At 37.5% G+C, this 14260-nt stretch carries 15 protein-coding genes; 10 read left to right on the forward strand and 5 right to left on the reverse strand.

What is annotated here, in order from left to right; all coding sequences use genetic code 11:
• Positions 1-27: 27 nt before the first annotated feature.
• Both G530_RS0100800 and G530_RS0100805 read left to right on the forward strand, forming a co-directional pair.
• On the forward strand, positions 28-2094 hold the full coding sequence (locus G530_RS0100800; protein WP_026932713.1) for a M13 family metallopeptidase: 2067 nt from the start codon (positions 28-30) through the stop codon (positions 2092-2094).
• Positions 2095-2276: 182 nt separating this feature from the next.
• Positions 2277-2741, forward strand: a complete 465-nt coding sequence (locus G530_RS0100805; RefSeq protein ID WP_156888580.1) for a DUF6265 family protein — start codon at positions 2277-2279, stop codon at positions 2739-2741.
• Here the strand turns inward: G530_RS0100805 and G530_RS0100810 are convergent, their stop codons facing one another.
• Both G530_RS0100810 and G530_RS0100815 read right to left on the reverse strand, forming a co-directional pair.
• A complete protein-coding gene (locus G530_RS0100810; protein ID WP_026932715.1) occupies positions 2742-3101 on the reverse strand; it encodes a YraN family protein in 360 nt (119 codons plus the stop codon). It abuts the gene before it with no gap.
• Positions 3102-3115: 14 nt separating this feature from the next.
• The gene (locus G530_RS0100815; protein ID WP_026932716.1) at positions 3116-3697 is read right to left on the reverse strand and encodes a hypothetical protein; all 582 of its coding nucleotides are present in this window, start codon (positions 3695-3697) and stop codon (positions 3116-3118) included.
• A gap of 123 nt (positions 3698-3820) precedes the next feature.
• On the opposite strand from G530_RS0100815, the gene metG reads away from it, so the two are divergent.
• Positions 3821-5896: a methionine--tRNA ligase gene (metG, locus tag G530_RS0100820; protein ID WP_026932717.1), complete on the forward strand. Its 2076-nt coding sequence runs from the start codon at positions 3821-3823 to the stop codon at positions 5894-5896.
• 101 nt (positions 5897-5997) lie between these two features.
• On the forward strand, positions 5998-6900 hold the full coding sequence (locus G530_RS0100825; RefSeq protein WP_026932718.1) for a histone deacetylase family protein: 903 nt from the start codon (positions 5998-6000) through the stop codon (positions 6898-6900).
• A gap of 69 nt (positions 6901-6969) precedes the next feature.
• Here G530_RS0100825 and G530_RS0100830 read toward each other — a convergent pair whose 3' ends face one another.
• Positions 6970-7302: a single-stranded DNA-binding protein gene (locus tag G530_RS0100830; RefSeq protein WP_026932719.1), complete on the reverse strand. Its 333-nt coding sequence runs from the start codon at positions 7300-7302 to the stop codon at positions 6970-6972.
• Positions 7303-7469: 167 nt separating this feature from the next.
• On the opposite strand from G530_RS0100830, the gene G530_RS0100835 reads away from it, so the two are divergent.
• From G530_RS0100835 to G530_RS16395, 4 genes are all read left to right on the forward strand, one after another.
• Entirely contained in the window at positions 7470-8024 is a 555-nt protein-coding gene (locus G530_RS0100835; protein ID WP_276202545.1) for a PepSY domain-containing protein, read from the forward strand.
• 2 nt (positions 8025-8026) lie between these two features.
• Entirely contained in the window at positions 8027-8650 is a 624-nt protein-coding gene (locus G530_RS0100840) for a class I SAM-dependent methyltransferase (protein WP_026932721.1), read from the forward strand.
• 317 nt (positions 8651-8967) lie between these two features.
• The gene (locus G530_RS0100850) at positions 8968-9315 is read left to right on the forward strand and encodes a hypothetical protein (protein WP_026932722.1); all 348 of its coding nucleotides are present in this window, start codon (positions 8968-8970) and stop codon (positions 9313-9315) included.
• Between the two features lie 46 nt (positions 9316-9361).
• Positions 9362-9787, forward strand: a complete 426-nt coding sequence (locus G530_RS16395; RefSeq protein ID WP_051199633.1) for a DUF4174 domain-containing protein — start codon at positions 9362-9364, stop codon at positions 9785-9787.
• On the opposite strand, the gene G530_RS0100860 is transcribed toward G530_RS16395, so the two are convergent.
• On the reverse strand, positions 9784-10251 hold the full coding sequence (locus tag G530_RS0100860; RefSeq protein WP_026932723.1) for a CBS domain-containing protein: 468 nt from the start codon (positions 10249-10251) through the stop codon (positions 9784-9786). The two genes, G530_RS16395 and G530_RS0100860, sit on opposite strands and share 4 nt — an antisense overlap.
• A 123-nt stretch (positions 10252-10374) precedes the next feature.
• Here G530_RS0100860 and G530_RS0100865 point away from each other — a divergent pair, with 123 nt between their 5' ends.
• Positions 10375-12693 (forward strand): M28 family peptidase, encoded by a 2319-nt coding sequence (locus tag G530_RS0100865; RefSeq protein ID WP_026932724.1) that lies wholly within the window; start codon positions 10375-10377, stop codon positions 12691-12693.
• 4 nt (positions 12694-12697) lie between these two features.
• Positions 12698-13504, forward strand: coding sequence for a Rossmann-fold NAD(P)-binding domain-containing protein (locus G530_RS0100870; RefSeq protein ID WP_026932725.1), 807 nt, complete (start codon positions 12698-12700; stop codon positions 13502-13504).
• Here G530_RS0100870 and G530_RS0100875 read toward each other — a convergent pair whose 3' ends face one another.
• The gene (locus G530_RS0100875; RefSeq protein ID WP_026932726.1) at positions 13505-14227 is read right to left on the reverse strand and encodes a hypothetical protein; all 723 of its coding nucleotides are present in this window, start codon (positions 14225-14227) and stop codon (positions 13505-13507) included.
• Positions 14228-14260: the final 33 nt, after the last annotated feature.

Raw genomic sequence — 14260 nt, forward strand, 5'->3', positions numbered from 1 at the left:
CTTTATTTCTAATTTTTAATTAAAACAATGAAAAGAATAAACAGAATTCTGCTATTGTCTGCAGTTGGAGCTAGTATTTTTACAGCTTGTAACGATGATAAAAAAGTAGAAGAAAAAGAGGAAGTTCACGGCATTAACCTTGCCTATATGGACACCACTACTACCGCAAAAGAAGACTTTTTCCGTTATGTGAATGGAGCCTGGCTGGATAGTACAGAGATCCCAAATGATCGCACCAGATGGGGAAGTTTTGATGAATTACGCCAAAGAACAGACGAAGATGCACTCGCACTTTTAGAAAAAACTGCTGAAAGCGATAGCCTGGATGGAGCTACAGATCAGGGAAAAGCGGTTTATCTATATAAAAGTATAATGGATACCGTTACCAGAAATGAACAGGGAGTTGAACCTGTAAAACCATATCTGGCTAAAATAGACAAGATTCAGTCTAAAGAAGATCTTCAGGCTTTCCTTGTTGAGATGAGTGAGTATGGAAGTGCCGGATTTTTCTCCTTTGGAGTTGGTGCAGACAGCAAGAACTCAGATATGAATGCGGCTTATCTTAATCCATCAGGATTAGGTCTTCCAGAGAGAGATTATTATCTACTTGAAGATTCAGATTCTAAGGATACAAGAAAAAAGTACAAGGAATACATCACCAATATGCTTCAGTATATAGATTATACAGAAGAAGATGCTAAAAAAGCTTCTGAAACCATCCTTGCTTTTGAAACTAAACTTGCCAAACCTCGTTTAGATAAAGTAGAACGACGTGATGCTCGAAATACCTACAACCCAATGACCGTTGCTGAATTGCAAAAGATCACTCCGGCAATGCAGTGGAATTCTTATTTTGAAGGAATTGGAGCTAAAAACCTTGATACTATCATCGTTTCTCAGCCAAAATACATGAAAGCTTTACAGGATCTTCTTGCTGAAAATTCAGTAGAGGAATGGAAAACCTACCTTAAGTGGGATCTTTTCAATGATGCTGCTTCAGCGCTTTCTACAGATCTAGAAAAAGAATCATGGGAATTCTATAGTAAAACTTTACGTGGCGCTAAAGAACAGAGACCTAGAAATGAAAGAGCTCTAAGTACTATAAATGGAGTAGTTGGAGAGGCTCTTGGAAAACTTTATGTTGACAAGCACTTCCCTCCACAAGCTAAGGAAACTGCTAAGGAAATGGTAGATAACATCCTTAAGGCTTATGAAACTCGCATCAACAATCTTTCATGGATGAGTGAGGATACAAAGAAAAAAGCACTTGAGAAATTAGGAACATTTAATGTAAAAATTGGGTATCCTGATTCCTGGAAAGATTACAGCGCACTTGAAATTCAGAGTCCTGAAGAAGGTGGTTCTTATTTCCAGAATATGTTGAATGCTCAAAAATGGAGAGTTGCTGAAAACATGGCTGAACTTGGACAGCCTGTAGATAAAACTGAATGGTTCATGTCTCCACAAACTGTGAATGCATATTATAACCCTCGTTACAACGAGATCGTATTTCCTGCTGCAATTCTTCAGCCTCCATTTTACGATTACAAGGCAGATGCTGCTGTAAATTATGGTGGAATTGGAGCTGTAATTGGTCATGAGATCTCTCATGGTTTTGATGATAGTGGTGCTCGTTTTGATGCTGAAGGAAACCTGAACAACTGGTGGACAGACAAAGATCTTGAGCAATTTGAAGGACTTGGTAGCGAACTTGCCGAGCAATACAGTGCTATTGAAGTATTGGATAGCGTTTATATTGATGGGAAATTCACTTTAGGAGAAAATATTGGTGATCTAGGTGGCGTAAATGCTGCTTATGACGGCCTTAAGATACACTTAGAAGAAAATGGAAATCCTGGTGAGATCGATGGATTTACTCCTGAGCAACGTTTCTTCCTTTCCTGGGCAACTGTATGGCGTACTAAAATGCGTGAAGAGGCTTTAAGAAACAGAATCAAAACTGATTCCCATTCTCCTGGAATGTATAGAGCTTATGTGCCACTTCAAAATATCGATGCGTGGTATGATGCATTTACTATTAAAGAAGGTGATGCAATGTATGTTAAACCAGATGAAAGAGTTAGAATCTGGTAATCATCTCTAATGTTTTATATAAAAAGGCTGGTCTATGGACCGGCCTTTTTTAATTCATATTTTTTAATTGAGTAAATTCAATAAAAAAATAATTTCATGCTGAATTGGTTTCAGTATCCCTGTTTAGATTTTGAATTAAGTTCAGGGTGACGGACTTATAGTTTGAAGTAAATAATTGAAATATGAAACTAAGTATAATCTTAATTATAACTATGCTCTTTTCATTTAATAATAAGTACCAAGAGCCATATCTAAATCAGCTTCAACAAACTGAAAATTTTGACTGGCTTATCGGAGAATGGATAAGAACCAATGGTAAAAAAGAATCTATTACTACAGAGATATGGGAAAAAGCTTCAGGTAATTTATATCTGGGAACCGGCCTAACCAAAAAGAATAATGAGATTGTTTTCAAAGAAAATTTAAGGCTTATCAAAAAAGGAAGTAATTGGATTTACGAGGTTACCGGAGTAAATGCCGACACTACTAATTTCGTGATTCAGTTTTTTTCAGAAAATAGTTTTATCGCTAATAATCCAGACAATCCGTTTCCAAAAAAAATTGAATACGTCTATAAAGACGAGAAACTTGTCGCGGTAATTTCAGATGAAGACAAAAAGATCGTATTTGAATTTAAAAGGGACTAATTAAAAATATAAAAATGCATCCTGAATATGCTCTATCCTTGTGCCTGACTTATTTTTTATTATGGCGATAATATCAAATCTCACTTCGAGGTCCAGACCAGATTCTTCCACATAATGATTTACAGCTTTTACTAATTGCTGTATCTGTTTAGGCTTGACAAAATCCTGGGGGTTTCCAAATTCAGGAGTGCTCCTGGTTTTTACCTCAGCAGCGATTAGCAAATTCCCTCTTCTGGCAATTATATCTACCTCTGCCTTTTGATAGCGATAATTAAGCTCAAGGATCTCATATTCCTTCAGCCTCAAATATTCGACAGCCATCACCTCCCCTTTTCTTCCAAGTTCGTTATGATCTGCCATGATATTAGGATTTATTAGATAGCATAGTTAATTACGATGGCCCCAACTTTAAGATCCAATGCTTCGATCTCTTCAGGAGTTGCGTTAATAATCTTATCTCCGTAAAATTTATTTTCAGGTTCATTACCAGGAGTTAAGAACACTCTTAATCCGCTTTTTTCAAGTTTTCCTCCGTTCCAGTCCACAGCTCCACTATAATCCCAACCAAAACCATATACGGAAATATCCTTTCCATTCATTTTAACGAGCTCATCATAATTGGTTCCAACGTTAATACCGGTTTCAGATCTCCATTTTCCGCTTTTAGAATATCTTAGGTCGTGAACCTCTGTTCTATCCTTATCCTGCCAGGTAATATGCAATTCATTTTCAGTTCCCGGGTATAAGATCGTATAAGGCCTTTCATCTGTTCCTTCCTCAAACATATCTGTCCCTTCCTCCAGGCTTGCATCTGGATAATTCTTCATCAGATCTTCCGCATCCATTCTACCCAGATTTTCAACAGTATATTTTGAAGTACTATTAGAAGTTCCTTTTTTTGCAGAATTACACGCAGCCATTAAGCTTACGGCAACAATCAATATTATTTTACGCATTTTGATTCAATTTGAGGTAAAAGTAGAAAGTTATTCCGCATGCCTTTCGCCTTTTACAAGAATTTAACGCGTATTCGAACGCCTTTGCTTAACTTTACGGCTCTTAAAAAAGGAGATAGAATAATGAGCAAAAATCCTCAGAGATTTACGATTACAGCGGCCTTACCTTATACCAACGGGCCTATTCATATTGGACATTTAGCCGGCGTATATGTACCGGCAGACATATATTCCCGTTTTTTGCGAATGCAGGGGCACGATGTGGCCTTTGTTTGCGGTAGTGATGAGCACGGTGTGCCAATTACCATAAAAGCGAAAAAAGAAGGGGTGACTCCACAGGATGTAGTTGATAAATACAACGGGATCATTAAAAAGTCTTTTGAAGATTTCGGAGTGAGTTTTGACAATTACTCAAGAACCTCCGGAAAAACTCATCATGATACAGCTTCGGCATTTTTCAAGAAAATGTATGAAGATGGTAAGTTCATAGAAGAAACTACCAAGCAACTTTATGATGAAGAAGCAGGACAATTCCTGGCCGACAGATTTGTGACCGGAACCTGCCCGAAGTGTGGAAATGAAGAAGCTTACGGCGATCAATGTGAAAGCTGTGGAACTTCTTTGAATGCTACAGATCTTATCAATCCAAAATCTGCAATTACCGGGGCAGTTCCTACGCTTAAGAATACAAGACACTGGTTCCTTCCGCTAGATCAATATGAAGATTTTTTAAAGGAATGGATCCTCAAAGGTCACAAAGCAGACTGGAAATCGAATGTTTATGGTCAGGTGAAATCCTGGATCGACGATGGGCTTCGTGCTCGTGCGGTAACCCGTGATCTTGAATGGGGTATTCCTGTTCCGGTTGAAGGGGGTGACGGTAAAGTTCTGTATGTTTGGTTTGATGCACCTATCGGCTATATTTCATCTACCAAAGAATGGGCTGAGCGTGAAGGAAAAGATTGGGAGCCGTACTGGAAAGATGAGAATACCAAGCTGGTGCATTTTATTGGGAAAGACAATATCGTTTTCCATTGTATCATTTTCCCGGTAATGCTGAAGGCTCATGGAGAATACATACTTCCAGAAAATGTTCCGGCGAATGAATTTTTGAACCTGGAAGGAAAGAAACTGTCCACTTCAAAGAACTGGGCTGTCTGGCTACATGAATACCTGGAAGATTTTCCAGACCAACAAGATGTATTAAGATATGTTCTTACCGCCAACGCTCCGGAAACAAAAGATAACGACTTTACCTGGAAAGATTTCCAGGCTAGAAATAACAATGAGCTGGTTGCCATTTTCGGGAACTTTATTAACCGTGTAGTAGTATTAACCAATAAGTATTATAACGGGATTGTTCCTGAACCGGGTGCATACACTGAAGTAGATGAAAAAACCATTGCTGAATTAAAAGCCTATCCATCAGTTATCGCGAGCTCTATAGAAAGATACCGTTTTAGAGAAGCTCAGGGAGAATTGATGAACCTGGCGAGGTTGGGTAATAAATACCTGGCAGACGAAGAACCATGGAAGCTGATCAAGACTGATGAGGAAAGAGTAAAAACGATCATGTACGTGGCGCTTCAAATTGCTTCCGCATTATCGATTATTAGTGAACCATTCCTGCCGTTTACCTCAGCAAAATTGAAGAAAATGCTGAATCATGTAGATGAGAACTCAGATAATACTCCAGACTGGGATATTATCGGAACTAAAGAAGCTTTAATTCCAGGTGGTCATCAAATTGGAAAAGCTGAATTATTATTCAGTAAGATCGAGGATGAGCAAATGGAAAAACAACTGGAAAAATTAGAAGCTACCAAAACTGCCAATGCTATGGAAGATCAAAAAGCAGAGCCTCAAAAAGAGATCGCTACTTTTGAAGATTTCACCAAAATGGATCTTCGTGTAGGGACTATTATCGAAGCTCAAAAGATGCCGAAAACCAAGAAACTGATGGTTTTAAAGGTAGACACAGGAATCGACCACAGGACAGTGGTTTCAGGAATTGCAGAGCATTTTAAAGCTGAAGATATTATAGGTAAAAAAGTAACTGTTCTGGTAAATCTCGCTCCAAGAAAATTACGCGGAGTAGAAAGCGAAGGGATGATCTTAATGACCGAAAATGCTGAAGGAAAGCTTGTTTTTGTAAATCCTGATGAAGACGGAGTTAACAGCGGAACTACTATAAACTAAATTATATTTTATCACATTTAGCGTAATTTAAATGTGATAAAGAAAATTAAACCTGTCTTTTTCGACTTCGTTCAAATTGACAGGTTTTTTTATTTCATTAAATGCTCAAAATAGCCTTTCATCCTATCTATAAGCATCCTTTACCAGAAGGCCATCGCTTTCCTATGGAGAAGTATGATCTCCTTCCAAAACAATTATTACATGAAGGAACCTGTGAAGAAGCTAATTTCTTTGAACCCAGTTTTCCAGATGAATCTGATATTTTAAAGGTTCATGAAGAAGATTATTTCTCAAGACTTAAAAACCTGGAATTAACTAAAAAGGAGATCCGTGTTTCTGGGTTTCCATTGTCACGGGCGTTGGTGAACCGTGAACAAATTATTGCAGACGGTACAATTAAAGCTTGTCATTATGCTTTAGATCACGGTATTTCAATGAATATCGCCGGGGGAACTCATCATGCCTATTCCGATAGAGCGGAAGCTTTTTGTTTATTGAACGACCAGGCCATCGGTGCGAGATATCTGCAGGCAAGAGGACTATCCAAAAAAATATTGATTGTAGACCTGGACGTTCACCAGGGAAACGGAACGGCGGAGATCTTTAAAAATGATGATTCTGTCTTTACTTTTTCCATGCATGGTAAAGGGAATTATCCATTTCGAAAAGAAGAGTCAGATCTGGACATAGAGCTACCTGATGGTACAGGTGATAAAAAATACCTTCAAAAATTAAAAGAGACGCTTCCAGAACTTATAGACGAAACCAAACCCGATTTCATTTTCTACCTCTGTGGTGTAGACATCCTGGAAACCGACAAACTGGGTCGTCTCTCCTGTTCTATCAATGGCTGTAAAGAAAGGGACCGTTTCGTTCTACAAACCTGTTACGACCTGGGAATTCCGGTAGAGTGCAGTATGGGCGGCGGTTATTCTAAAGACATCAAACTTATTATCGATGCTCACGCCAATACATACAGACTAGCTCAGGAAATATATTTCTAGATGCAAACTTGATAGCATAAATAAAAATTAACCCCGACAATTAGCGGGGTTAATTAAATTCCTGAAAAACTATTTCCCTAAAAGCAATAGTTCATTACAAACTACCTCTGTGATATATCTTTTAACCCCATCTTTATCCTCATAACTTCTACTGGTTAGTTTACCCTCTATTCCAACCTCTTTCCCTTTCGGAACGTAATTTTCGATAAGCTCTGCGGTCTTTCCCCAGGCTATGATATTATGCCATTGGGTATCTGTGATCTTTTCTCCTTTAGCATTCTTGTAACTTTCATTCGTAGCCACGGAAAACTTAGCCAGTTTTTTACCCGAATCAAGATTTACGATCTCTGGTTCGTTTCCTACATGCCCAATCAATTGTACTGTGTTTCTTAAAGTGCTCATAACTATAGAATTTATTGCAGTTGAAAATCATTCGTTCATTTCAACAGGGCAAAGATGTATCAACCACCAAATTCTATTCGTATAGAAAGTATTTGTATCTGTTTACTTGTGTTTGTAAACGTTTGTAAATAACTATTCAAATATTTCAGACAAAGAAATGATTAGTAATTACCGGCTATATCCTATTTTTAGAGTCTCAAAATAAAAAGATGAACAACCGGAAGATCAGTAATAAATTCAGGGTTTACCATAGATATTTAGGCTTTTTCCTGGCCGGGATCATGGCAATGTATGCGATTAGTGGTATCGTTTTGATCTTCAGAAATACGGATGCTTTTAAAATTGAGAATACTATTGAAAAAAAGCTTCCCCGGGATCTTAGTGATGAGCAAATTGGAAAAACATTAAAGATTAAAAATTTCAAGGTAGATAGAATCGAAGGTGAAAAGATCTATTTTGAACAGGGAGAATTAGACAGGAGCACTGGATTAGCGACTTATAAGATAAAAAAGTTGCCCTTAATCCTGGAAAACATGACTAAACTTCATAAGGCAAATACAACCAGGCCTCTCTTTTTTCTAAATATCATATTCGGACTTTGCTTATTATTTTTCGTGATATCCGCATTCTGGATGTTCATGCCTTCCACCAAGATCTTTAGAAAAGGAGTCTTCTTTACTATTGGCGGAATTATTTTAACCCTGATCTTACTTTTCGTTTAGAGATGAGCATAGAAAAAGCATATAACCAATGGTCATCGCAGTATGACACTAATAAGAACAGGACGCGCGATCTCGACAAGAAGGTAACTACAGATGTGCTTTCTAATGTACATTTTCAATCTGTACTGGAGCTCGGCTGCGGAACGGGTAAAAACACAGAGTGGTTGCAAACCAGGTCGGAAAGTGTCTTCTCAGTAGACTTTTCAGAAGAGATGCTAAAGATCGCCAGGAAAAAAATCAATGCGGAAAATGTTAGTTTTCAGAAGGCAGATATCACTCAACCCTGGAACTGGACTGATGGAAAATTTGACCTGATCACCTGTAACCTGATCCTGGAGCATATCAAGGATTTGAGTTTCATTTTTCAAGCGGCTTATTCAAAATTGAAATCTGGAGGCTATTTTTTTATTTCAGAATTACATCCTTTTAAACAGTATATAGGCTCAAAAGCAAGATTTGAAACCAAAGGAGAACTTATTGAACTGGAAACCTACACCCATCATATTTCTGAATTTCTTGACTCAGCAATTACAGCAGGTTTTCAAATGAAACAGTTAGACGAATGGTTTGATCTAGATAAAACTGATCCTCCCCGAATTTTAAGTTTATTATTTCAAAAACTATGATCGTTAATACTCCAGAAACACCGGAATGTCCAGGTTTTGAATCGGTCACAGATGAAATAGGCTTGAGTATTTCCCACGGGAAAGATCTGGAAAGTATAAAAAACTGAAAAAAATGGATACCGAACATCTGTCGCTTAGAAACCGGGAATGAAAGATGGGATATACATTATAAGATCAGCATCGCTAAAGTAGAGCGGGATTACGCCCAGAGTTAACATGTATTTCCGTTATTCAGAATACAAACTTTTAAAAATAATGTGTAATTTAAAAGTTCATTTATAACACAGCTTCCCTACAGGTTTTAAAATATTTCGAACATGGAAAAAGCATGTCCAGAATGTGGGGAAAAGTTGTTAGGAAGGACAGATAAGAAATTCTGCAGCGACTATTGTCGTAATTCTCATCATAACAAGGCTAATAAAAACACCAGCAATCTTATTAGGAACACTAATAATTTACTGCGGAAGAACTATCGCATCCTGGAAGAGTTAAATCCTACAGACAAGACCACGGTTGCAAGGACCAAATTACTAACGAAGGGATTTAATTTTGAATACTTCACCAGTATCTATACTACCAAAACCGGAAATCAATATTTCTTTGTTTATGATATGGGTTATCTGAAACTCGAGAAGGATCTTTATGCGTTGGTAAAACGTAATTAGCATTTCATTGACACTAAAATACAGTCAATTTCATATTTTAAGAATTATGAAAAGGTTTTTATTGCTTTCTATATTCCTAACCATTCCACTCACTATGCTCTCACAATCATTATCTGAATATCAATGGAAAAACAGGTTGATCGTAATATTTACAGAGACCAGTAATTCCAGGGAGTTTCAGAAGCAAATGCAAATCTTAAATAAGGATCAGGCAGGTTTAAACGACCGAAAACTAAAAGTGATACACGTCATACCGGACAAACATCAAATCGTTTTTCCGGAGAAATCAGGTTGGCAAAATTCAAACCTATACCAGAAAAAAGAATCTAAAGTAGATTTTGAAGTAATTCTGATTGGATTAGATGGCGGAGTGAAATTAAGAGAAATAAAACCTGTTGAGATCGAAAAACTATTCGATCTCATAGATTCTATGCCTATGCGGAAAGCGGAAATGCGTAGAAACGATAATTAATAATTCCAGGTGTGTGCTTTTAACTTCAATGCCGCTCTAAGAACATCCCTCTGACTGATCTGCCCGATGAGACGGCCATCTTGCAGAATAGGGAAACGCCTGAATTTGAGCTCTGTAAATTTTCTTGCTGCCTCAAGTACATTCATATTCCCATCGATGGTTTCAACCTTCTTTACCATTCGTTTTTCAACTGTAAGATCAGACATTGGCATATTATAATATCGACTATCTGAAATTTGTTTCATACAGTCACCCTCAGAGATCATTCCTAGCAATTCCATATTTTCATTTACTACACAACCACCAGAGATTCCATGCTTAATGAGTTTTTCCATCACATCCATGATGTTCTCATTCTCACGGAACGTGACCAGGTTCTCTGTCATATAATCCTTAACCGAAATTGGTTCTTCCTTAGGTTTTTCAGGCTCTGCCCGCTTACCCATAAAATTTTTAATGCCCATGATATAATATTTTGATTCTTAATCACTTAAATATAACGATTTTTAGTTAAGGAGCTACTTGTACATTTTGCTTGTATAAAAATCAAAAACTTACTTAACTTAGGGACTTTTGAATCCGAATCCATGAATAACCGACTTACCGGCCTGATCGCCTTTCTCCTCATCATTATTGCGGTCTGGCTCAGCTTTAATTTTGACCAGCCTCATTTTGAAACTGATACTCAAAAAAGTTCGACACAATTCTCAACTTCAAGAGCATTTAAACATGTTGAGGCAATTGGAAATTCACCTCATTATTTGGGAAGTCCAGATCATAGTAAAGTGAGAAACTACATTGTAGATCAACTTCAAATTATGGGTCTGGAAGTGCAAACCCAGGAAGGCTACAATTTAAATAAAAATGGTGTTCTGGCCAGTCCGCAAAACATACTTTCAAGGATCGATGGTACAGGAAATGGAGATGCAATTGTACTAATGACCCATTATGATTCTGCGATGCATTCTTCTAATGGTGCCAGTGATGCTGGGAGTGGGGTAGCAACAATTCTTGAAGGGATCAGGGCATTTCTGGAAAAGAAGGCTTCTCATAAAAATGATATTATCCTCTTATTTACAGATGCCGAAGAATTGGGATTAAATGGTGCCGGACTATTTGTTAATGACCATCCATGGGCAGAAGATGCGAAATTGGCTCTTAATTTTGAAGCTCGTGGTAGCGGCGGAAGTCCTTTTATGCTTCTGGAAACCAATGGCAAGAATGCAAAATTGATAGAAGCTTTTAATGAAGCAGAAACTAATTATCCTGTTTCAAATTCACTAGCCTACAGCATCTATAAAATGCTGCCAAATGATACAGATCTTACGGTTCTAAGAGAAAAGGCCGATATAAACGGATATAATTTTGCTTTTATAGATGATCATTTCGATTATCATACAGCTAATGATCTTCCAGAAAATCTTGATAAAGAAACGTTGGCCCACCAGGGAAGTTACTTAATGCCATTACTCAATCATTTTAGCAATGAGGACATTAATAACCTTTCCAGTGACCGGGATCTTATATACTTTTCCCTTCCTTTTGGGGAATTTGTAAAATATCCTTTCAATTGGATCAACCCCATGCTAATCCTGGCAATTATTATTTTTTTAATCCTGGTTATCTACGGGATTAAAAGAGAAAGACTTACAATTGTTGGTATTCTTAAGGGCTTTATCCCGCTTTTATTAAGTGTTAGCCTTTCGGGACTGCTGGTCTGGGCTTTCTGGAAATTCTGTCTTTTCATATATCCTGAGTATTCTGAAATGGAACAGGGCTTTACCTATAATGGCTATTATTATATTGCGCTTTCCATTTTCCTTGCTCTTTCGGTCTGTTTTATGATCTATCATCTGCTTAGACGTAGCCTGAGAACTGCTTCGGTATTCGTAGCACCCATAGCGCTATGGCTGGCATTATGTGCCCTATTATCGGTTTATTTGAAAGGGGCTTCCTATTTTATCATTCCGGTATATTTCGGACTGCTTCAGCTATTTATCATGATACGCCAGGAAAAACCGAACAGGATATTGATGGTTTTACTTTCGTACCCTGCAATTTTTATACTCCTGCCATTTATATGGAGTCTTCCGGTTGCACTTGGGTTAAAATTACTTTTTGCCAGCGGAATACTTATAAGTTTACTTTTCAGCCTTTTCTTACCACTTTTTGGCTATTTCAGGCGATTAAAATCCTTCGCGGTTCTTTGTTTTCTAACATTTAATGTTCTTATATTCATCGCGCATTATTATTCAGATTTCAGCATAGAAAGGCCGAAACCAAATAGTCTTGTATATATTCAGGATCAGGATAAAAATACTTCCTACTGGTATTCTTACGACAGAATGATCGATGGCTGGACCTCTGAGTATTTTGGTGAAAATGCACAGGAAAGTTCTCATACAGAATCCAATTTTAGCAGTAAGTATGGAAGTGCTTTTACTTATAAGGCGGAAGCTCCTTTCATAAATATTCCGGAACCCGGTATTACTATTGAAAATACAGGTCTGGACAGTCTGAATAACGAAAGTTATCGACTGAAAATAGCACCGAACAGACCGATCAATAAAATGGAATTGTTCGAGATCAAGGATGTGGATTTTGAAGAATTCAGGGTTAATGGTTTAGAAGCTGAAGAAGTATATCTTGGTGAAAATCCTTTTCATATGTTTAAAAGACGATGGAAAGAACGATTATTAACCTATTACGCCTCTAACCAGGATACCTTAAGAATAGAATTCAGTATTAAAAAAGGCGATAAGCCAGAATTTGTACTTTACGAATCTGCTTATGATCTAGTTGGCAATGAACTCTTGAAAGTAAAAGAGCGCCCTGAGGAGATGATCCCACGGCCTTTTGTATTAAATGACGCAACGATTTTAAAGAAGACAATAAGAATAAAATAGAAGAATGAAGATATCGATATTAGGATGCGGATGGTTAGGGATGGAACTGGGAAAAAGGCTTCGTGAAGAAAATCATGAGGTAAGAGGCTCGGTAACCCGTATGGAAAGGATGCAGGAAGTACGGTCAGCAGGGATAGTTCCTTATTCTATCAAGCTTTTTGAGAAAGGGATCCAGGGAGATATACGATCATTTCTTGCAGGCACAAACATTCTTATTTTAGACATTCCACCGGGATTAAGGAAAAATCCGGAGGTTAATTTTTTAAAGAAGATCAAAAAGTTAATTCCACATATAGAAAATTCCTATTTAAAGAAGGTCATTTTCACCAGCTCAACTTCGGTTTATCAGGATACAGAGGATTACCCGGTATATGATGAAGAAGCAGATATAGACAACTCCAATAATATCGCTGTTCAACTAAGAAATGTGGAATTATTGTTTTTAAATAATGAAAAGTTCAATGCTTCCATAATCAGGTTTGGCGGTCTTATAGGTGCTGAGAGACATCCGGTTAAATACCTATCTGGAAAAACCGGAATTAGTAATCCAGAAGCGCCCGTAAATCTTGTGCATAAGGAAGACTGCATCGCTGCAGTTTGTAAACTTATTGAAAAAGAAAAAGATAATTCTGTTTGGAACCTGGTATATCCGGAGCACCCTTCGAAAAAAGAATATTATACTCGTATTGCTAGAGAAAGAAATTTTGAAGTTCCGGAATTTGACCATTCACAGCCATCTAAAGGGAAAAAAATTAGTTCTGAAAAGATCAGTAAAGTACTTAACCTCGAATTTTCAAAAAGTATCTGGTAACTATTTGGAATATGCGTCAGCATAGGGTGACCAGATCTCGTATATAGGATCTCCTTTAGAACTTTTGCCGGAGTGATGCCATTCACCGTCTTTAACTTCAAAATTGAAGTTTAACTTTGCTCCTACCCGGCTATCATCCCTGGAAAAGAATTCAATTTGCTCTATATATTTTCCATTTTCGGCGGAATAGGTTCCCCCACCTGTACCCATAAAATCCCTGGTAGCAGAATTGAAAGCCACCCATTGAAATCTATCTCCACTAAGGATCTTTATGGTTCTGCGGTCCCCGGGTTTCATCTTATTCATCTCCCCATTTCTTTCTCTTCCAGTGATGACCCAATTGCCGTTCAAAGCATTCTCGCTATCTGAAATTCTTTCCCAGGTTTCTGATCCTTTCTCACTATTGATTATGATTTTTTGGTCCCCTGCAAAGCTTAATTTAAGATTAGAAACTTCCCCTATCTTTTCTGGAGACTTTGTATTAAAGTCCATCATTTCTGAATAATCATCGGTAGTATATTCACCTCCCAGGGCCCAAAGAAATGCATTCGTTCCAGTTTTTTTAGCGCCTTCGGCAAAATAATTATCCTGGTAGATCCTCACCACTTCTTCTTTTGTAATAGAACTACCATTTTTCTCAACAAGTTTCCAGGAACCTTCCAGCGTTTGAGCAAAAACACCAGTGGTAAATAGTAGAACTGAAAGTATAAGCAATCTTTTCATGATTTATAATTTTTTGTTCCTCATAAATTTAAA

The organism is Christiangramia echinicola DSM 19838 (genome assembly GCF_000423065.1).
GTDB classification, from domain to species: Bacteria; Bacteroidota; Bacteroidia; order Flavobacteriales; family Flavobacteriaceae; genus Christiangramia; species Christiangramia echinicola.